Annotated in this window: 15 protein-coding genes; 5 read left to right on the top strand and 10 right to left on the bottom strand. The window is 60.3% G+C overall.

Annotated elements, in window-relative coordinates; genetic code table 11:
- The first annotated feature begins 3 nt into the window (after positions 1–3).
- The 3 genes from ACA074_RS07310 to ACA074_RS07300 all read left to right on the top strand — a co-directional run bounded on the left by ACA074_RS07310 (position 4) and on the right by ACA074_RS07300 (position 3295).
- Positions 4–807 (top strand): alpha/beta fold hydrolase, encoded by an 804-nt coding sequence (locus ACA074_RS07310; RefSeq protein ID WP_401266594.1) that lies wholly within the window; start codon positions 4–6, stop codon positions 805–807.
- A 3-nt stretch (positions 808–810) separates the two neighbouring features.
- Complete coding sequence (locus ACA074_RS07305; RefSeq protein WP_401266592.1) at positions 811–1374, top strand: peptidylprolyl isomerase; 564 nt, start codon at positions 811–813, stop codon at positions 1372–1374.
- 88 nt (positions 1375–1462) lie between these two features.
- Positions 1463–3295 carry an ABC transporter ATP-binding protein gene (locus ACA074_RS07300; protein ID WP_401266590.1) on the top strand — a complete coding sequence of 611 codons (1833 nt, stop codon included), beginning with the start codon at positions 1463–1465 and terminating at the stop codon, positions 3293–3295.
- A gap of 114 nt (positions 3296–3409) precedes the next feature.
- Here ACA074_RS07300 and ACA074_RS07295 read toward each other — a convergent pair whose 3' ends face one another.
- A complete protein-coding gene (locus ACA074_RS07295) occupies positions 3410–4534 on the bottom strand; it encodes a GNAT family N-acetyltransferase (RefSeq protein ID WP_489878456.1) in 1125 nt (374 codons plus the stop codon).
- Positions 4535–4814: 280 nt separating this feature from the next.
- On the opposite strand from ACA074_RS07295, the gene ACA074_RS07290 reads away from it, so the two are divergent.
- A complete protein-coding gene (locus ACA074_RS07290; protein ID WP_401266584.1) occupies positions 4815–6137 on the top strand; it encodes a putative porin in 1323 nt (440 codons plus the stop codon).
- Between the two features lie 131 nt (positions 6138–6268).
- Here the strand turns inward: ACA074_RS07290 and ACA074_RS07285 are convergent, their stop codons facing one another.
- The 5 genes from ACA074_RS07285 to aceK all read right to left on the bottom strand — a co-directional run bounded on the left by ACA074_RS07285 (position 6269) and on the right by aceK (position 14628).
- Positions 6269–6505 carry an anti-sigma factor family protein gene (locus tag ACA074_RS07285; RefSeq protein WP_401266581.1) on the bottom strand — a complete coding sequence of 79 codons (237 nt, stop codon included), beginning with the start codon at positions 6503–6505 and terminating at the stop codon, positions 6269–6271.
- Positions 6499–7110 (bottom strand): RNA polymerase sigma factor, encoded by a 612-nt coding sequence (locus tag ACA074_RS07280; RefSeq protein ID WP_489878454.1) that lies wholly within the window; start codon positions 7108–7110, stop codon positions 6499–6501. The genes ACA074_RS07285 and ACA074_RS07280 overlap by 7 nt, the downstream gene beginning before the upstream one ends.
- A gap of 147 nt (positions 7111–7257) precedes the next feature.
- Positions 7258–8379, bottom strand: a complete 1122-nt coding sequence (locus ACA074_RS07275) for a beta-ketoacyl-ACP synthase III (protein WP_497658910.1) — start codon at positions 8377–8379, stop codon at positions 7258–7260.
- Between the two features lie 382 nt (positions 8380–8761).
- Positions 8762–12673: an ATP-dependent RNA helicase HrpA gene (gene hrpA, locus ACA074_RS07270; protein WP_497678704.1), complete on the bottom strand. Its 3912-nt coding sequence runs from the start codon at positions 12671–12673 to the stop codon at positions 8762–8764.
- 233 nt (positions 12674–12906) lie between these two features.
- Positions 12907–14628 (bottom strand): bifunctional isocitrate dehydrogenase kinase/phosphatase, encoded by a 1722-nt coding sequence (aceK, locus tag ACA074_RS07265; protein ID WP_401266570.1) that lies wholly within the window; start codon positions 14626–14628, stop codon positions 12907–12909.
- A 227-nt stretch (positions 14629–14855) separates the two neighbouring features.
- Between aceK and ACA074_RS07260 the strand changes: the two genes are divergently transcribed.
- Positions 14856–15764: a DMT family transporter gene (locus ACA074_RS07260; protein ID WP_401266568.1), complete on the top strand. Its 909-nt coding sequence runs from the start codon at positions 14856–14858 to the stop codon at positions 15762–15764.
- A gap of 113 nt (positions 15765–15877) precedes the next feature.
- On the opposite strand, the gene ACA074_RS07255 is transcribed toward ACA074_RS07260, so the two are convergent.
- Genes ACA074_RS07255 through ACA074_RS07240 form a run of 4 tightly spaced genes read right to left on the bottom strand, consistent with a single transcriptional unit; the run spans position 15878 to position 21069 of the window.
- A complete protein-coding gene (locus tag ACA074_RS07255) occupies positions 15878–17458 on the bottom strand; it encodes an aldehyde dehydrogenase (NADP(+)) (protein WP_497678703.1) in 1581 nt (526 codons plus the stop codon).
- A gap of 26 nt (positions 17459–17484) precedes the next feature.
- Positions 17485–18480 carry an AraD1 family protein gene (gene araD1, locus ACA074_RS07250; RefSeq protein ID WP_497678702.1) on the bottom strand — a complete coding sequence of 332 codons (996 nt, stop codon included), beginning with the start codon at positions 18478–18480 and terminating at the stop codon, positions 17485–17487.
- 54 nt (positions 18481–18534) lie between these two features.
- Positions 18535–19710, bottom strand: a complete 1176-nt coding sequence (locus tag ACA074_RS07245; protein WP_401266562.1) for an L-rhamnonate dehydratase — start codon at positions 19708–19710, stop codon at positions 18535–18537.
- 33 nt (positions 19711–19743) lie between these two features.
- Positions 19744–21069, bottom strand: coding sequence for an MFS transporter (locus ACA074_RS07240; protein WP_401266560.1), 1326 nt, complete (start codon positions 21067–21069; stop codon positions 19744–19746).
- Positions 21070–21342 lie beyond the last annotated feature (273 nt).

Below are 21342 nucleotides of genomic sequence, written 5' to 3'. Positions count from 1 at the left end.
TCGATGGCGTATTTCGAGCACGAAGGTTGCAACCTGCACTACGAGGAATATGGCCACGGCACGCCGTTGCTGCTGGTCCACGGGCTCGGCTCGAGCACGCTGGACTGGGAAATGCAGATCCCGGCACTGGCCGCGCATTACCGGGTGATCGTCCCGGACATTCGCGGCCACGGCCGCTCGGACAAACCCCGCGAGCGCTACAGCATCGCGGGCTTCAGCGCCGATCTGGTCGCGCTGATCGAGCACTTGAAACTCGGCCCGGTGCACTACGCCGGGCTGTCCATGGGTGGCATGATCGGTTTTCAACTGGCCGTCGATCAGCCGCAGATGCTCAAGAGCCTGACCATCGTCAACAGCGCCCCCGAGGTCAAACTGCGCAGCCGCGACGACTATTGGCAGTGGTTCAAGCGCTGGAGTCTGATGCGGGTGCTGAGTCTCGCGACTATTGGCAAGGCGTTGGGTGGCAAACTTTTCCCGAAACCGGAACAGGCCGATCTGCGACAGAAAATGGCCGAACGCTGGGCAAAAAACGACAAACGTGCTTATCTCGCCAGCTTCGATGCGATTGTGGGCTGGGGGGTTCAGGAACGACTTTCCCGAGTGACCTGTCCAACCCTCATCGTCAGCGCCGACCGTGACTACACACCCGTCGCGCTGAAAGAAACCTATGTAAAACTGCTGCCCGATGCGCGGCTGGTGGTGATCGCCGATTCCCGCCACGCCACCCCGCTCGATCAACCCGAACGCTTCAACCAAACGCTGCTGGAGTTTCTCGCCGCAGCCGATATTCAATCTCAGGATCACTGACCCATGCTGAAAAAACTCGCCCTCGCCGCCGGCACCGTGCTGTTTGCTGCCAACCTGATGGCTGCCACGCCGGTTAAAGCACCGCACGTGCTGCTGGAAACCACCAATGGCCAGATCGAAATCGAACTGGACCCGGTCAAGGCACCGATCAGTACCAAGAACTTCCTTGAATACGTCGACAGCGGCTTCTACACCAACACGATTTTCCACCGTGTGATCCCGGGGTTCATGGCTCAGGGCGGCGGTTTCACCCAGCAAATGCAGCAAAAAGAAACCAAGGCACCGATCAAGAACGAAGCCAGCAATGGTCTGCATAACGTTCGCGGCACCTTGTCGATGGCACGCACCTCCAACCCGGATTCGGCCACCAGCCAGTTCTTCATCAACGTGGCCGACAACGCCTTCCTCGACCCGGGTCGTGACGCCGGTTACGCCGTATTCGCCAAAGTGGTCAAGGGCATGGACGTGGTCGACGTCATCGTCAACTCGCAAACCACTACCAAACAAGGCATGCAAAACGTGCCAGTCGACCCTGTGATCATCAAGTCGGCCAAGCGCATCGACTAAGGTTTACAGGGCATATAGAGCGGCGACGGCCTGATCCCGCGCCGCTCACACCGATAAAAGGAGAGCCCGTACTCCGGGCGGTTATCTGATGCTCTATCGCCGTTTTGAACAACTGATCGACATATTCCGCGACGCCCCGACGGCATCCCCGCCGGACCGTGTGCTCCCCTTCTATACCTATTACCTCAAGCAGGTCTGGCCAAGTTTTGCCGCTCTGCTGGTGGTCGGTCTGTTTGCCGCGCTGATCGAAGTGGCGCTGTTCAGTTATCTGAGCCGCATCATCGACCTGGCCCAAGGCACGCCCAACCCGAATTTCTTCAGCGACCACGCCCTCGAACTGTCATGGATGCTGGTGGTTGCGCTTGTGCTGCGCCCGATCTTCTTTGCTCTGCATGATTTGCTGGTGCATCAGACCCTGAGCCCGGGCATGACCAGCATGATTCGCTGGCAGAACCACAGCTACGTGCTCAAGCAGAGCCTGAACTTCTTCCAGAACGACTTCGCCGGTCGTATCGCCCAGCGCATCATGCAAACCGGCAACTCGCTGCGTGATTCGGCGGTGCAGGCGGTGGATGCGCTGTGGCACGTGGTGATCTATGCGGTCAGCGCGCTGGTACTGTTCGCCGAGGCCGACTGGCGCCTGATGATCCCGTTGCTGATATGGATCGCAGCGTATATCGGCGCGCTGTATTACTTCGTGCCACGGGTGAAAGACCGCTCGGTGGAAGCCTCCGACGCGCGCTCCAAACTGATGGGCCGAATCGTCGACGGCTACACCAACATCGCCACCCTGAAGCTGTTTGCCCACACCAATTTCGAACAGCACTACGCCAAGGAAGCCATCGAAGAGCAGACCGTCAAAGCGCAAATGGCCGGCCGCGTGGTCACCAGCATGGACGTGGCGATCACCGCGATGAACGGCTTGCTGATCGTCGGCACCACGGCGCTGGCCCTGTGGCTGTGGACGCAATCGCTGATCACCGTCGGCGCGATTGCCCTGGCGACGGGTCTGGTGATCCGCATCGTCAACATGTCCGGCTGGATCATGTGGGTGGTCACCGGCATTTTCGAAAACATCGGCATGGTCCAGGACGGTTTGCGCACCATCTCGCAACCGGTCAGCGTCACCGATCACGAACAGGCCAAACCGCTGGCAGTGGCCCATGGCGAAGTGCGTTTCGAGCACGTGGATTTTCACTACGGCAAGAAGAAAGGCATCATTGGCGACCTCAACCTGAACATTAAGCCGGGTGAGAAAATCGGTCTGATCGGGCCGTCCGGCGCCGGCAAATCGACCTTGGTCAACTTGCTCTTGCGCCTGTACGACGTTGAAGGCGGGCGCATCATGATTGACGGCCAGAACATCGCCGAAGTCGGCCAGGAAAGCCTGCGCGCGCGCATTGGCATGATCACTCAGGACACCTCGCTGCTGCACCGCTCGATCCGCGACAACTTGCTGTACGGCAAGCCTGACGCCACTGACGCAGAGCTGTGGGACGCGGTGCACAAGGCCCGCGCCGATGAGTTCATTCCGTTGTTGTCGGACGCTGAAGGCCGCACCGGGTTCGACGCGCATGTCGGTGAGCGCGGTGTGAAGCTGTCCGGTGGCCAGCGTCAGCGTATCGCCATCGCGCGGGTACTGCTCAAGGACGCGCCGATCCTGATCATGGACGAAGCGACCTCCGCCCTGGACTCGGAAGTCGAAGCAGCGATTCAGGAAAGCCTGGAAACCCTGATGCAGGGCAAAACCGTGATCGCGATTGCCCATCGCCTCTCGACCATCGCGCGCATGGATCGGCTAGTGGTGCTGGAAAACGGCAAGATCGCCGAGAGCGGCACCCACGCCGAGCTGCTGGCCCATCGCGGGCTGTATGCGCGGTTGTGGGCACACCAGACTGGAGGGTTTGTCGGGATCGATTGATAGCCAAAAAAGATCAAAAGATCGCAGCCTCCGGCAGCTCCTACCTAGGGTTTTATATCCACTTGGAGGAGCTGCCGAAGGCTGCGATTTTTTGCTTTTGATCCCTGTAAATATTCAGGTTTGGCGGTAGGGCAAGGCTGCTCTCGCTTCTTCGGCATAGGCCAGCACACCGGCGCGTTCCTGGTGCAGGAAGTCTTTGACCGCCGCTTTCAAACCCGGATGCCGCAGGTAATGCCACGAATGCGTGATCACCGGTTCAAAGCCGCGAATCAGTTTGTGCTCACCCTGAGCGCCGGCATCGAAACGCTGATAACCCTGGGCAATCGCGTAATCCATGCCCTGATAAAAACAGGTCTCAAAGTGCAGCCGATCAAACTCGGCCAGACATCCCCAGTAGCGTCCGTAAAAGCTGTCACCCCCGACCAGGCTGAAGGCCATGGCCACCGGTCGTGAGCCTTGCTTGGCCAGCACCACACGGATCGCTTCGGGCATACGCTCGGCCAGCAGGCTGAAAAACTCCCGCGTCAGATAGGGCGTCTGCCGGCGCACCGCGTAGGTGTTGGCATAGCAGGCATAGACGAAATCCCACTGCGCCTCGTTCAGCTCGCGCCCTTCCAGCCATTCAAACTCAAAGCCCTGCCCCGCCACTTGCTCGCGCTCTTTGCGCATCTGTTTTCGCTTACGCGAACTGAGTACGTCAAGAAAATCCTGGAAGTCGCGGTAACCACGATTCTGCCAGTGATACTGACAGCCGATGCGCTGCAACCAGCCCGGTTGCTCGGCCATGGCGGCATCAGTGAAAGGGTCGGTGAAGTTGATGTGGGCGCTGGAGAGTTCTTCGATTTCCAGATAACCCGGCAGGCTTTTGAGCAGCTCGTAACCATCTTCGACGTTCGCCGCCAACAGCCTTGGGCCGCTGACCGGACTGAATGGCACCGCCGTCAATAGCTTGGGGTAGTAATCGATCCCGGCGCGGGCGCAGGCATCGGCCCAGCCGTGATCGAACACGTACTCGCCGTAAGAATGCCACTTGCGGTAACTGGGTAGCGCCGCGATCAGTCGATCATCTTCGATGTGCAGCAAATGCTCGGGTTGCCAACCGCTGTGCGGGCCGACACTGCCGCTGTCTTCCAGCGCACTGAGAAACGCATGACGCAGAAATGGCTGACTCTCGGGCACCAGAGCGTCCCATTCCGATGGGGCGATTTCTGACAGGTTCTGCAGGCGTTGCAACGGCATCAACAAGTCTCCACATCTGGGTTTCAGCGCCCGGCGAGTATCGCCGATTGCGTTGCATTGCACACCCGCCATTGAGCGACAGCGCTCTAGATCGATAGTTCACGCGCACCGTGCATCGTCATCAACCTGCCATCACTGTGCCACCGCTCTGTCATAAACCATCGCGATACTGGCGCCTGTTTTTAGAGCGCCGGGTTCTACCCGGACACTGTTTTCCGACCTTCAACCGTCGGTTGTGCCCAGGATGGTTCAGCCATCCCTCTCATCTTCGGAGATTGCTATGCGTCTTGCTTCCACGAAAACTGCGGCGGCCCTGTGCGGTGGCCTGTTGCTGGCCATGAGCGTTCCGGCCAGTGCCGCAGTCGACGCCAAACTGCTCGACATGCTCAAGGCTAACGGTTCGATTTCCCAGTCGCAGTACATCGAGCTGCAAACTGAACTGGCCAAGGATCAGAAGGCTCAGCAAATCGCCCAGCAGGCGCAGCAAGAGACCAACGAACAAGTCGCGGCTGTCGCGAAGAAAACCACCGAACAAAGTGCCTTCGACCAGAAACTGGCCTGGGCTGCCAAGACCCAGTTCAAGGGCGACGTGCGTATCCGTCAGGAAACCATCAAGATCGACGGCGAACCGAACAACGGCGGCCGCGACAAGGATCGTCAGCGCATCCGTGCCCGTCTGGGTGCCTACACCGAGATCAACCCGCAAGTCGACACTGGCATCCGTATCGCCACCGGCGGCGGCGATGACGCCCGTTCGACCAACCAGGATCAGGACAACTACTTCGACAAGAAGCAGATCTGGCTCGACCTGGGTTACATCGATTACCACCCCGATCAAATCAAGAACCTGCACGTGATCGGCGGCAAGATGCTGCAACCGTGGGTCAGCATGGGCGACGTGATCTGGGATGGCGACATCAACCCTGAAGGTCTGGCCGTTACTTACAAATACCCATTGGGCAGCAGCGCCGAACTGTTCGGCAGCCTGGGTAACTACAACCTCAAGGACAACGTCGATGGCGACGGCGTGCAATTCCGTCACGATTTGCGCATGACCGCCGGCCAACTGGGTAGCCGGTTCACCATCACCGATAACCTGAAGCTGACGGTGGGTGGCAGTGTCTACGCCTACCAGAACGACGAAGACAGCCGTTGCACCGGTACTTCCACGCCGTGCGCCCTGGCCGTCAACGGCAACTCGGCGAACAACGAGTTCCGCCTGTACGAAGGCTTCAGCCAGATCGACATCGGCGGTCTGCCAATGCCTCTGTCGTTCTACGGCCAGTACGTGAAGAACAACGACGCCGTGACCGATCAGGACACTGCGTGGCTGCTCGGCGCCAAGTCGAAGGTCTTCGGTTTCAACCTCGACTACAACTATCGTGACGTGCAACGCAACGCTGTAGTCGGCGCCTTCACCGACTCCGACTTCGCCAACGGTACTACCGGTTCGCGTGGCCACAAGTTCAAGGTCGGTTACGACATCGACAAGAACTTCGCCCTTGGCGCGACGTACTACCTGACCAAGGCCGACTTCTCCAGCCGTACACAGCGTGACGCAGACACCAACACTCTGCAGCTGGACGCGGAAGCGAAGTTTTAAGCCACAGAGCAACAGATCTCAGGCGTTGCGCTTCTCATCCGGGCGCAATGTTTGAGGTGTTTCAACAGTCTGGTGCGATTATGGCGATCCCCATCATCCGTGAGCCTTAACCGTGCCAGCCTGCATTTCCCTCAGGGACTGTCGTCCCGCCGCTGCTTGGCCAGACGCTCGGCCAGCGCATCGACATCCTCCACCGGGTGCTCCGGCAGCGCCTTCAGCGTCACTTGCATCAGACGCATCTGACGAATGAAACGCCGGCAATTGGCGCAGAACATCAGGTGATGACGCACCATCAGTTTTTCCCGAAAACTCAACTGGCCATCGAGATAATCGCTGGATCGTGCCACTTGCTCCTTGCAGGTCAACATTCCCCTGTCTCCTCAAAATGTTCCACGGTCGCGAAGACCTTTAAACGTGCCCGATGCAGCAGCACGCGGACATTGGAGAGCGATATCTCCAGAAGATTACAGATCTCTTCCAGCTCCAGCCCCTGACGTTCGCGCAACAACAGCACACTGCTTTGCAGTTCCGACAGGCTCAACAGCGTGTGTTCCAGGCATTCGCGCAGTTCGCTTTCGGTCAACAACGCTTCGGGAGTGTCCTGGTGCCAGGCAAACGGTGCGACCAGCCAATGGCCGTCCCCGGGAGAAAACCGGCCGTCGTCGATGGTGCCGTGGGGCGATGGCAGGTCATCCATCAGCACTTCGCGGCGATTGAGTTTGTAACGACTTTTGGCTGAGTTGGCGGTGATGGTCAGCAACCAGGTTTTGAGACTGGAGCGGCCTTCGAAGCTGCCAATATGACGCACCACCGAGAGCCAGGCATCCTGCACCACTTCCTCGACATGACGCTGGCCGACAATCGCATACGCGACGGCGCGCATCGCACTCTGATAAGTCGTGACCAGTTCCTTGAAAGCCCGTTGCTCGCCTGCCAGCAAACGCGCAAGCAGTTGGGTGTCGTCAGCCGCCATCCATCAATCTCCTTGTTCCGACTCCGAAAAAGATAGCGGCAGGATTCGCCTAAAGCGTCTCCTGCCGCGATTTCCGAAAACTACAGCGTTCCAGCCGATTCGGATGTAGGAAAGGTCAGCGCGATTAAGCGGAAATTAAACCGTTTTTCAACGCTTGCGCAGAATCACGCTACCGATCGAGTAACCCGCACCGAACGAACTCAGTACCGCCAGCGAACCGCTGGCCAGATCATCCTGATATTTGTGGAAAGCAATCACGGACCCGGCAGAGCTGGTGTTGGCGTAGGTGTCGAGGATCACCGGCGCTTCTTCTTCGGTAGCCTCGCGGCCCAGCAGTTTGCGCACGATCAGGTGGTTCATGCTGAGGTTGGCCTGGTGCAGCCAGAAACGCTTCACATCGCCGACGTTGAGCTGGTTTTCCTGCAGATGCTCGCCGATCAGTTCAGCGACCATCGGGCAAACATCTTTAAACACCTTGCGGCCTTCCTGCACGAACAGCTTGTCGCGGGTGCCGATGCCCTCTTCCGCCGCGCGGTTGAGGAAGCCGAAGTTGTTGCGGATGTTGTTGGAAAACTTGGTCAGCAATTTGGTACTGACCACGTCGAACTGATGCTTGGACGTTGCAAGGTCAGCGCGCTCGATGATCACCGCAGTCGCGGCGTCGCCGAAGATGAAGTGGCTGTCGCGGTCACGGAAATTCAGGTGACCGGTGCAGACTTCCGGGTTGACCATCAGGATCGCCCGGGCCTGGCCCAGTTGCACGCTGTTGGCCGCGGCCTGGATGCCGAAGGTCGCCGAGGAGCACGCGACGTTCATGTCGAAACCGAAACCCTGAATGCCCAGCGCTTCCTGGACTTCAATGGCGATGGCCGGGTAAGCGCGTTGCAGGTTAGAGCAGGCGACGATGACGCCGTCGATGTCGGCAGCCGTCTTGCCGGCGCGTTGCAAGGCTTGCTCGGCAGCGCCAATGGCCATTTGGCAAAGTACCGACCACTCGTCGTTGGAGCGCTCCGGCAGGCGCGGGGCCATGCGTTGCGGATCAAGGATGCCGTCCTTGTCCATGACAAAGCGGCTTTTGATGCCCGAAGCTTTTTCGATGAACGCAGCGCTGGATTCGGTCAGGGCCTGGACTTCGCCGCTGGCGATGGCATCGGCGTTGTCGGCATTGAACTGGGCGACGTAGGTATTGAAAGACTGCACCAGCTCTTCGTTGGAGATGCTGTTGGCCGGGGTGTACAGGCCGGTGCCGCTGATGACGACGTTATGCATGGTCGTTTCTCTAATCTGTTCAGGCAGAAAGTGCTGGAACCGTCGTACCAACACACAAAGGGTCTATTCCCATCCGGGGGACGCAAACCTGGCATCGCTTTATTCCGATCCGTGACCGCGCCGAAGGCTCTGGGTCGCGAAAGCGGCGTTTATGGTCGCGAAGTTTGCCATAAACCCGAGGTTTTGGCGCCTTTCTCAGGCACAACGCCTATCCCCTGTGCTGGCTTGTGTGGCGAGGGGATTTATCCCCGATCGGCTGCGAAGCAGTCGTCAAACCATCCCACTCGGTACAACTGGCACGCTTAGTTCATGGTTTTTGGGGCGGCTTCGCCACCCATCGGGGATGAATCCCCTCGCCACAGAGGTTGTTTGAGCTTCTGTGTCAGGGTTCGACCTGGCTCCACTGCTTGTTCAGGCGTTTGTCGGAAATCGGCACTTTAGTCCCCAACTGCTGGGCGAACAGCGACACCCGGTATTCCTCCAGCCACCAGCGATACAGCTCAAGCTGCGGATCGCGTTTGCCTTCCTGCGCGTGTTTGGCCGCACGGGTCTGGTATTGCGCCCACAGGCCGGCGAGTTCTCCGCTCCAGACGCGATCCTTCTGCACCTGCGCGCCGAGTTTCTCGAAACGCTGCTCGACCGCTTTCAGATAACGCGGCAGCTCCTTGAGCCACTGCATCGGCGTTTCCCGGACAAACCCCGGATAGACCAGATTATTGATCTGCTGCTTGATGTCGTTCAGCGCCACGGCTTGCGCCAAGTCGATCTTGCCCTTGAAGCGTTTTTGCAGACCGTGCCAGAGCTTGAGGATCTCCAGCGTCAGCCGCGCCACGCGCTCGGCGTGTTCGGTCCAGCTGCTGCGTTTGCGTTCGGCCAGGGCTGCCAGTCCTGCGCCGTCACGCGGCAGCGGGTCTTCGCCATCGAGAATGCAGCTGTCGAGGCTGGCTAGCAGAATGTCTTCGACCAGCGCATCGACACGGCCCAATTCACGATAGAGCAAGCCAAGTTCGGTCTGCCCCGGCAACTTGCCGCGCAGGAATTTGGCCGGCTCGGCCAGTTGCTGCATCAACAGACGCTGCAACGCTCGACGGTGCTGGAACTCGGCTTCGGCCGGGGTCGAGAACCGACCTTCCTTGACCGTGCCGCCCTCTTCAACCAGCGCCGGATAGACCGTCATCGACAGCCCGGCGATTTTCTGCTGAGTCTTTTCCGCTACGGGAGCGAAAACCTTGGCTTCCACCGGTTGCTGACTTTTCGTGCTCTGCGGCACCGCCAACGCGGCCTGACTGGCCTCAGCGAAGCGTGCAGTCAGTTCGGCCAGATCCCGCCCTTCGCCGAGGAACTTGCCCTGGCCGTCGACAATTTCCAGGTTCATCCGTAGATGCCCTTCGACTTGCTGCGCGGCTTCCGCCCACGCCTCGTCGCTGACCCGCGCGCCGGTCATGCGCAACAGTTCACGTCCCAGCACCTGGGGCAGCGAGCCCTCGGCGAAGGTCATGCGCTGCAACGCAGCCTTGATGAAGTCCGGCACCGGCACGAAGTTCTTGCGCAGGGCTTTCGGCAGGTTACGCACGAGGGCGATGCACTTGGCCTCTATCAGCCCCGGCACCAGCCATTCCAGACGCTCCGGCGGCAGCATCGGCAGCAGCGGCGCCGGCACGCGCAGGGTCACGCCGTCGCGCGGGTGATTGGGTTCGAAGTGGTAAGTCAGGGCCAGCTCCAGATCGCCGATGTGCAGCGTGTCCGGGTAGTCCCGCGCAGTGACTTCACTGGCCTCGCGGGCCAGCACGTCTTCTTCGCGCATGATCAACAGCTGCGGATCTTTTTGGCTGTTGATGCGATACCAACTGTCGAAGGTCGCGGTCTGATGAATCTCCGCCGGTAGCCGCGCATCATAGAAGGCGTACAGGGTTTCTTCGTCGGCGAGGATGTCGCGACGTCGGGCCTTGGCTTCCAGTTCGTCGAGCTGTTCCAGCAGTTGTTTATTGGCGGTCAGGCATTTGGCCCGCGACTGAATCTCGCCACGCACCAGACCTTCGCGGATAAACAACTCACGCGAGACCACCGGATCAACCGGGCCGTAATGCACTGGCCGGCGACCGACCACGATCAGGCCGAACAGAGTGATCTGCTCAAACGCCACGACCTGCCCGCGCTTCTTCTCCCAGTGCGGTTCGAAGTGATTTTTCTTGATCAGATGCCCGGCCAGCGGCTCGATCCAGTCGGCGTCGATCTTGGCGACCATGCGCGCGTACAGCTTGGTGGTTTCCACCAGCTCGGCGGTCATCAGCCATTGTGGGCGTTTTTTGCCGATGCCTGACGATGGATGAATCCAGAAGCGCCGCTGACGGGCGCCGAGGTAATCGCCGTCCTCTGTTTTCTGGCCGATCTGGCTGAGCAAACCCACCAGCACGGCCTTGTGCAGTTTCGGATAATCCGCTGGCTCTTTATTGAGGCTCAACTGCATGTCCCGGCAGATCAGGCTCAACTGCCGATGCGAGTCACGCCACTCGCGCAGACGCAGGTAGTTGAGGAAATTCTTGCGGCACCAGTTGCGCAGCGGGCTGGCAGTCAGCGCCTGACGCTGCTCTTCAAAACCGCGCCACAGATTGACCAGCCCGGCGAAGTCGGAATCAACATCCTTCCATTGCGCGTGGGCCTGATCCGCCGCTTGCTGGCGCTCCGGCGGACGCTCGCGTGGGTCCTGAATCGACATGGCACTGGCGACAATCAACACTTCCTGCAAGCTGCCGAGCTTCGCCGCTTCAAGCAGCATGCGGCCCATGCGCGGGTCGACCGGCAGGCGCGCCAACTGCCGACCCAACGGGGTCAACTGGCTGTTGCGATCCACCGCCGAGAGTTCTTGCAGCAGGTTGAAGCCGTCGCTGATCGCCTTGCCGTCCGGCGGCTCGATAAACGGGAACGCGGTGATTTCGCCGAGGCGCAGGTGCAGCATCTGCAAGATAACCGCAGCAAGGTTGGTGCGCAGAATCTCCGGATCGGTGAATTCCGGGCGACCGAGGAAATCTTCTTCGCTGTACAAACGTATGCAGATACCCGGCTCGACGCGACCGCAACGACCTTTACGCTGATTGGCGCTGGCCTGGGAAATCGCTTCGATCGGCAGGCGCTGTACCTTCGCGCGGTAGCTGTAACGGCTGATGCGCGCGGTGCCGCTGTCGATCACGTAGCGGATGCCCGGCACGGTCAGCGAGGTTTCGGCAACGTTGGTCGCCAGCACCACACGTCGGCCCGGGTGCGACTGGAAAATCCGCTGCTGCTCGGCCGGCGACAGGCGCGCGTACAGCGGCAGAATCTCGGTGTGTTTGAGCTGGGCCTTGCGCAGCATGTCGGCGGCGTCGCGAATCTCGCGCTCGCCGGGCAGGAACACCAGCACGTCGCCCGGACTGCGGCGTTCGCTGCGCTCGTAAGCGGCGATTTCGTCGAGGGTGGCGAGAATCGCCTGATCCACGGTCAGGTCGTCTTCGACGCGGTTGCCCTCTTCGTCCTGCTCCAGGGTCAGCGGGCGATACCAAGTGTCCACCGGGAAGGTGCGGCCGGAGACTTCGACAATTGGCGCATCGTCGAAGTGCTTGGAGAAGCGCTCCAGATCGATGGTCGCCGAAGTGATGATGACTTTCAGATCCGGGCGGCGCGGCAGCAGGGTTTTCAGGTAACCGAGCAGGAAATCGATGTTGAGGCTGCGCTCGTGGGCTTCGTCGACGATGATTGTGTCGTAGCGTTCCAGATACCGGTCGTTCTGGGTTTCCGCCAGCAGGATGCCGTCAGTCATCAGTTTGATCAGGGTGTTGGAATCGCTCTGATCTTCGAAACGCACCTGATAGCCGACCAAGGACCCCAGCGGCGTGCCGAGTTCTTCGGCAACCCGGCTGGCAACGCTGCGCGCCGCGATCCGCCGTGGCTGGGTGTGGCCGATCAAGCCGTGCTGGCCGCGACCGATTTCCAGACAGATTTTCGGCAACTGCGTGGTTTTACCCGAACCGGTTTCGCCGGCGATGATCAGCACCTGATGCTGTTCCAGCGCCTTTTTGATTTCGTCACGCTTGGCCGCGATCGGCAGGCTGTCGTCGTAACGGATCACTGGCAGGCTGGCCTTGCGCGCCAACACCTGATCGCAGGACGCCTGCATGCGCGCCACCCACTGGCCCAGCTTGGCCTCGTCGGGTTTCTTGCGCAGCTCAAGCAACTGCCGCCGCAACCGGTGACGGTCGGCGAGCATGGCGTGATCGAGGTTTTTCAACAATTTGTCGATGGAGGGCGATTCGTCGGTCATCGGGTACGCAATTCGGTCGTCTAGTGGCGCAGGTTGCGGATTGTCGCAGATTTGCGGCACTGAACACGACTGTGAGGTGCTTTTGTGGCGAGGGGATTTATCCCCGATCGGCTGCGCAGCAGTCGCCAACTGGATATCAAAGCCGATCTGTCACATCTGCGCTGAATGGTTTTAGGGGTGCTCCGCACCCCATCGGGGATAAATCCCCTCGCCACACAGTGTTCACTTGAAAATTATTCGTTATCGAGGCCCTTGCGCCGATACGGAAACACATCAATCACCTTCCCCGCCCGAATCGCCTCCTGCAAGCTCTTCCAGTAATCGGCGTTATACAACTCGCCATGCAACTGATCGAATAACTTGCGCTGACCGGAATCGGCAAACAAAAACGGCGGAAACTCCTCGGGGAACACATCCAGCGGCCCGATCGAATACCACGGCTCCGACGCCATTTCGTCCTCCGGCGTACGAGGTTGGGGGATGTGGCGGAAGTTGGCTTCGGTCAGGAAGCAGATCTCGTCGTAGTCATAAAACACCACGCGCCCGTGACGGGTGACGCCGAAGTTCTTCAGCAGCATGTCGCCGGGAAAGATGTTCGCTGCCGCCAGTTGCTTGATCGCCAAGCCGTAATCCTCCAGCGCCTCGCGTACCTGCGCATCGTTGGCGTTTTCCAGGTACAGGTTGAGCGGGGTCATCCGTCGTTCGGTCCAGCAGTGGCGGATCAGCACGGTGTCGCCTTCCACCGACACCGTGGACGGCGCGACTTCAAGCAATTCTTCAAGGCACGCCGGATCGAACTTGCTCAGCGGAAAGCGGAAATCGGCGAATTCCTGGGTATCGGCCATGCGCCCGACCCGGTCGACACTTTTCACCAAACGGTACTTCTCGATGACCGTGGCGCGGTCGACGTTTTTCGACGGCGAGAAGCGGTCCTTGATGATTTTGAATACGGTGTTGAAGCCCGGCAGGGTGAACACGCTCATGACCATGCCGCGCACGCCGGGGGCCATGATGAACTGGTCGTCGGTGTTGGCCAGGTGGTTGATCAGCGCCCGGTAGAACTCGGACTTACCGTGTTTATAGAAGCCGATCGAGGTGTACAGCTCGGCAATGTGCTTGCCCGGCAGGATCCGCCGCAGGAAACCGATGAACTCCGCCGGCACCGGCACGTCGACCATGAAATACGAGCGGGTGAAGGAAAAGATGATCGACACATCGGCTTCGTCGGTGATCAGCGCGTCGATCTGAATTCCGCGACCTTCACGGTGCAGCAGCGGAATCACCAGCGGCCACTGTTCGTCGCGGGTGTAGATGCGCCCGACCAGATACGCGCCCTTGTTGCGATACAAAACCGAAGAAAACAGCTCGACGCTCAGTTCCGGGTCTTTGCATACCCAGTCCGGCAGGTTCTCGCGCAATTGCGCTTCGAGTCTGAGCAAATCGCCCGGCAAATCGGCGTAATCCTCACTGAAGCGGTAGTCGGCAAAAATGCTCGCCAGCATCCCCGATAATTGGCCCTGCGGTTTGTACGTGCGGGTTTGCGCGGCGCGGGCACGGCGCAGGCTGGGCCGGGTGGTGTGGATGAACATGCAGCCGTCGCTGATCAGGTCATGGCTGAACAGCCCGCAGAAAATCGAGTTGTACCAGGTCTCGGACAGCTCATCGTCGAAGCGCAGGTCGATGACGCTGATGTAAGCGCTTTTCACCAGCGGCCAGCAACTGACATCCATCAGCGTTTCGTCGTCGAAATACTCACGCAGGCGAGCGATGGTTTCGCCGACCTTTTCTTCGTAGAGGTTGATCCGCGCCGCCGATGCCGTCTGGATCTCCTGCCAGCGCGCCTGCTCGAAGCGCTCCCGCGCGCCGTCGGTGATCCGGCGGAAATGCTCGCGGTAATCGTCGAAGCCATCGAGGATCATGCGGGCGATGTCGGTGGCTGGCCATGGCTGCGGCATAGATGAAACCTCTGCGTGCATTCGGAATGCTTGAGCTTAGCCACGGAACCGGCCCGAGGAGAAGTGCAATTTCTGCCAAAACCGCGTCGTGGTTGCACACGGCAGGGATTATTCGTTGCCGGCGTAAACAATGGACCGGTCAGACCAAAATTAAATGCCTGATTAGCGGTTGCCATCGTCAGGGCGCTCGGCAACACTCTCGTCCCGACCAAGCAAGGAGCGCCACCGTGAGCCCCGTCGATATTTTCCGCATGCTGTCGCTGGCAGCCATCTGGGGCGCGAGCTTCCTGTTCATGCGCATTATTGCGCCGGTGATCGGCACAATTCCGACGGCGTTCTTGCGCGTGTCGATTGCGGCCGTCGGTCTGCTGGTGATCCTTGGGCTGATGCGCATCAGCTGGGATTTCAAAGGCAAGCTGAAAACCGTGATGCTGCTGGGTGTCATCAATTCGGGGATTCCGGCGACGCTATATTCGGTGGCGGCGCAGGTGTTGCCGGCGGGTTACTCGGCGATCTTCAACGCCACCACGCCGTTGATGGGCGTGCTGATTGGCGGCTTGTTCTTCAGTGAAAGACTTACCGTCGCCAAGCTCAGTGGTGTGTTCCTTGGCTTGTTCGGTGTCGGCGTGCTCACGCGCGCAGGCCCCGTGGCTTTCGATCTGGAATTGTTGATGGGCGCCCTCGCCTGCCTGCTTGCCACCACTTGCTACGGTTTCGCCGGTTTCCTCACCCGTCGCTGGCTGGATCATAGCGGCGGGCTCGATAGTCGACTCTCGGCGGTGGGCAGCATGCTCGGGGCAACGCTGTTTCTCTTGCCGCTCTTCGGCTACAGCGTGATGACCGCGCCACCGGCAAGCTGGGGCGGCTGGAATGTCTGGCTGTCGCTGCTGGGATTGGGCTTGGGCTGCACGGCGTTTGCCTACATCATTTACTTCCGTCTGCTCAGCTCCATCGGCCCGGTGAAGTCGATGACCGTGACCTTCATGATCCCGGCGTTCGGTGTGTTGTGGGGCGCGCTGCTGCTGGATGAGCCGTTGTCGATGGCGCATCTGTATGGCGGGGTGTTGATCGCACTGGCGTTGTGGCTGGTGTTGAAGCCGGCGGTGGTGAAATCGGCTGAGGTGACGGCCCGCTAGAACAGCGTTGCTGCTGAAATTGCCATCGCGAGCAGGCTCACTCCTACAGGGAAATGCGTTCCAACTGTAGGAGCGGGCTTGCTCGCGAAGACGCCAGCACAGTCACTGAAGATTTAAAGCGCCAGCGCACTCACCTCACCATCCACCAAACGCCGAATCCCCAGCGGATTAGCGTCCTGCAGTGCCTCGGGCAACAACGCATCCGGGTAATTCTGAAAGCAGACCGGCCGCAAAAAGCGATCAATCGCCAACGTCCCGACCGACGTTCCGCGCGGATCAGAGGTCGCCGGATACGGCCCTCCATGCACCATCGCCTCACACACCTCGACGCCGGTCGGATATCCGTTGAACAGAATCCGCCCGACCTTTTCCTGTAGCTGCTCGGCCAGCCAGCGGTACTCCAGCAACTCCCCCGCCTCACCGATCAACGTCGCCGTCAGTTGCCCACGCAATCCTTGCAGCGCTTGCGCCAACTGCGCCTGATCCTCCACCTCAATGATGATGGTGGTCGGGCCGAAGACTTCTTCCTGCAACAGCGCATCGCCGTTGAGCAACAGGCTGACGTGGGCCTGAAACACCTGCGGTTGGGCCTGATTGCCTTGCTGCGGATGCCCGGCCAGGTGCGTCAGCCCCGGATGTTCGTGCAACTCGCCCAAGCCTTTGCTGTAACTGGCCAAGGCGCCGGCATTGAGCATGGTCTGTGCCGGTTGCCCGTTCATGTTGGCGCAAAAGCGCCGGACAAACGTACTGAACTGCGGCGAGCGCAAACCGATCACCAGACCGGGATTGGTGCAGAATTGCCCGCAGCCGAGCGTCACCGAACCCGCCAGTTGCGCGGCAATCTGCTCGCCGCGTACTTCCAGCGCTTCAGGCAACAGGAACACCGGGTTAATGCTCGACATCTCGGCGAATACCGGGATCGGTTGCGCGCGGCTCGCGGCCATCTGGCTCAGGGCATTGCCGCCCTTGAGCGAACCGGTGAAACCCACAGCCTGAATCGCCGGATGTTTGACCAGCCATTCGCCGACTCCGCCGCCGTAGACCATGTTGAATACGCCGGCGGGCATTTCGCAGCGCTCGGCGGCGCGGATGATCGCGTCCGCCACCCACTCGGCCGTGGCCATGTGGCCGCTGTGGGCCTTGAACACCACCGGGCAACCGGCGGCCAGCGCCGAGGCGGTGTCACCACCGGCCGTGGAAAACGCCAGCGGAAAGTTGCTCGCGCCGAACACCGCCACCGGACCGAGGGCGATGCGGTACTGGCGCAGATCCGGACGTGGCAACGGCTGACGTTCAGGTAACGCCCGATCAATCCTCGCACCATAAAAATCACCCCGGCGCAGGACTTTGGCGAACAGCCGCAACTGGCCGCTGGTGCGCCCGCGCTCGCCTTGGATACGGGCGGCGGGCAGCGCGGTTTCACGGCATACGGTAGCGACGAATTCATCCCCAAGGTCGTCGAGTTCATCGGCGATGGCATCGAGAAACACCGCGCGTTTTTCTGCACTGAGGTTGCGATAAACCGGATAGGCAGCGGCGGCGGCTTTGGCAGCAGCGTCCACCTCGGCTTCGGTGGCCTGGACGAAATGCCCCGGCAGCGCCTCACCCGTTGTGGCGTCGAGGCTTTGCAACTGCACGCTGCCTTGAGCGCTGCGGCGGCCGCCGATGTAGTTGTGACCCAGTAGCGATGTCATGGGAATTCCTCAAAAAAATTTGGGCGTTACAACGCACGTACCTGACCGATGGCCAGCGGCTGGGCACTTTCGCCGATGCCGTTTTCCAGCGGCGCGCCGAACGCGTCGAGGCTGATCTGGAAGCGGTCGCCGGGGCGGGTCTTGATAGCGTCGGCAAACGACAGCGTGGCGGTGCCGAAGTAATGCACGTGGACATCGCCTGGACGCAGGAACTGCGCGTATTTGAAGTGATGAAATTCGAGGTTCGCGAGGCTGTGGCACATGTTGTCTTCGCCACTGAGGAACGGTTTCTCCCACAGCACTTCGCCGTCACGCAGGATGCGGCTGGTGCCTGACAGATCGGTGGGCAAAGCACCGACCCGCAGCTCCGGGCCGTAGGCGCAGAAGCGCAACTTGGAATGGGCCAGATACAGGTAGTTGCGCCGTTCCATGACGTGATCGGAGAATTCGTTGCCCAGCGCATAACCGAGACGATACGGCAGGCCATCGTCGCCGATCACGTAGAGGCCGGCCAATTCCGGCTCCTCTCCGGCATCTTCGGCAAATGGCGGCACCGGAAAATCCGCGCCGGGGCGCACGACGATGTTGCCGTCGCCCTTGTAGAACCATTCCGGCTGCGCACCGACTTCACCGGCCGCCGGTTTGCCGCCCTCGATGCCCCACTTGAAGATGCGCATGGTGTCGGTCATGCCCGCTTCAATGGCGCCGTCCTGCTGGTGCATTTTGTCCCGTGCCGAGGCGCTGCCCAAGTGGGTCAGGCCGGTGCCGCTGATCAGGCAATGGGCCGGGTCTTCGTGATCCAGCGGCGGCAGGACGCGGCCCTGTTGCAGCAGCTCGGCGTAATCGGGGCCGAGCTCGGTGCCGCGCAGGGCGACTTGCTCTTGCAGACCATGGCTGGCACGAATCGTCGCCAGCGCCAGTTCGCGGGTGCTGACGGTGTTGCGCACGACGTGAACCTGCGTGCCCTCAACGAGCCCGACGTGGCGCTGGCCGGCGGTGTTTTCAAATTGAATCAGGCGCATATGCGACCTCCGGAAATGCATGGAGGGCGCCGCCCACAGGCGACGCCCGACAGATCACTCGATGATGTTGAAGTCGCTCAAGTACTCATCAGAAATTTCCAGGCCCAGGCCCGGCTTGTTGTCGTCGAGCTGGATGTAGCCGTTGACTGGTTGCGGCTCGCCCTTGAACACGTAGTAGAAGAGTTCGTTGCCGACTTCGACGTCGAACACCGGGAAGAACTCGGCCATCGGCGAGGCGGTGGTGGACATGGTCAGGTGGTAGTTGTGCATCTGCCCGGCATGGGGGATCACCGGCACCGACCAGGCTTCGGCCATGGCGTTAATCTTGCGCGCAGCGGTGATGCCGCCGACGCGGTTGGTGTCGTACTGGATCACGTCGACGGCGCGGCGTTCCAGCAAATCCTTGAAGCCGTAGGAGGTGAATTCATGCTCGCCTCCGGAGATTGGCATGATCCCCATTTTTTTCAGCTCGATGTAGCCTTCGATGTCGTCGGCGATCACCGGTTCTTCCAGCCAGCGCGGCTCGAACTCGGCCAGTTTCGGCAGCATCCGGCGGGCGTATTCGAGGGTCCAGCCCATGTAGCACTCGAGCATGATGTCGATGTCCGGGCCGGCCAGTTCACGCAGGGCGCGCACTTGCTCGATGTTTTTGCGCATGCCCGCCGGGCCGTCTTTCGGGCCATAACCGAAGCGCATTTTCAGCGCGGTGAAACCCTGATTCAGATAGCCCTGCGCCTCTTCGAGGAACAGGTCGAGGTTGTCATTGGCGTAGAGCTTGGAGGCGTAGGTCCAGATCTTTTCCTTGGTGCGCCCGCCGAGCAGTTTGAACACCGGTTTGTTCACCGCTTTGCCCATGATGTCCCAGATGGCGATATCGATGGCCGAGATCGCCGCCATGCCGATGCCTTTGCGGCCCCAGGCGTGGCTCTGGCGGTACATCTTCTGCCAGATGTATTCGTTGTCGAACGGGTCCTCGCCGATGGCAATCGGTGCGAGATAGGTGTCGATGATTTCCTTGGCCACGCGCGGCGCCAGCGCACAGTTGCCGATGCCGACCAGACCGGTGTCGGTTTCGATTTCCACCACCAGCCAGCCGTGGAAACGGAACGAGCCCATGGCATCGCCACGCTCAAAAAGGATATCGCTGGCGTTGGTGCAGAAGTGCGCCTGCGGTGGCACGACTTTGCCTTTCCATTCGAAGACGCGGGTACGGATCGCTTTGATTTTCATGAATACGGTTCCTTGCTAACGCTTAAGTAGTGATCAGCCAACCTGAGCCGGTGTGAGCTGCGAGGGAGAAACAGGGGTTTGGGTGGTGCGAAGTCGGGACAACAGAACCGCGCCAACGAGGCCAACCAGCGCCAGGGCGAACATGCCGGCACGGGGGTCAGCGAAGGAGGTTTCCATCACGGTTTTCAGGTTCGGTGCGACAAAGCCGCCGAGGTTGCCGATGGAGTTGATCAGGGCGATCCCGCCGGCTGCGGCGGCACCGCTGAGGTAACTGGTGGGTATGGTCCAGAACAGTGGCTGCACCGAGACGAATCCGGCGGCAGCGAAACAGAAAGCGAGCACCACCGGCACCATGCTCGTACCCAATGCCGACGCCGCGATGCCAAGGGCGGCCATGGTCAACATGCACACGGCGAGGCGACGGTGCTGGCCGGTGCGGTCGGCGTAGCGAGTGACGATGCGGGTCACGACCAAGGCGCAGATCCACGGGATCGCGGTGATCAGGCCGACGTTCAAACCGACATGACCGTCGAGCAACCCGGCAATGCGGGTTGGCAGGTAGAACACCACGCCGTACACGCTCATCTGAATGGTGAAATACGCCAGGCAGAATTGCAGCACTCGCGGGTTGCGCAAGGCACTCAGGAAACCGTGGGGGCTGGAGTCTTTTTTCTTCGCATCTTCTTCATCGAGTGCAGTTTGCAGTGCCTGCTTTTCTTCGACACTCAACCATGTCGCCTCAGCCGGACGGTTGACCAGATAGAAGTAAGCGGCGATGCCCACCACCGAAGCCATGAGGCCTTCGACGACGAACAGCCACTGCCAGTTGGTCAGGCCAAACACGCCGTGGAACTCCAGCAACCAACCGGACAAAGGGCTGCCCAACACCAGTGCCAGCGGCAGGCCGAAATAGAACAGACCGAGGGCCTGACCACGGCTCTGCGCCGGGAACCAGTAGGTGAGGTAAAGGATGATCCCCGGGAAGAACCCCGCTTCGGCCACACCCAGCATGAAGCGCAGGACGTAGAAGGTTTCGGCGTTGTGGGCAAACATCATCGCCGCCGACACCAGACCCCAGGTGACCATGATCCGGCACAGCCAGACCTTGGCGCCGAGGCGATGGAGCATGTAGTTGCTCGGTACTTCGAAGAACGCATAACCGATGAAAAAGATGCTCGCACCGAAGGCGAACGCCGCATCCCCGAGCCCGGTATCGGCTTGCAGCGCCGCTTTGGCGAAGCCGACGTTGGAGCGATCGATGAAGGCGAGGATGTACATCAGGATCAGAAACGGCAGCAGGCGCAGCCGGCTTTTGGCGATGGCACTGGACAAAACCAGGGCGGAATCTGGACGGGTCATGTGAAGGTTCCTTTGCTGCCGGTATGTGCCCTGCGGAAGTGACAGGGCGGGCTTTTTGTAGTTGTTGGTCGCATGAACATGCGTTCAGTCGATGGAGCGACTGTAGCCAGCGCAAAGGGCTGCCGGATAATCACTTATGCGTATCCGGCGATAACCTGTGGTGATCGCATCAAGCGATTTATGGGCAGATAGGGTTATCGGATAAAAAACAAAAAAGATCGCAGCCTGCGGCAGCTCCTACAGGTGAATGAGATCCCCTGTAGGAGCTGCCGC

The organism is Pseudomonas sp. LBUM1655, assembly GCF_059716085.1.
The sequence above is the reverse complement of the archived record's forward strand: the minus strand, read 5'-3'. Positions and strand labels throughout refer to the sequence as shown.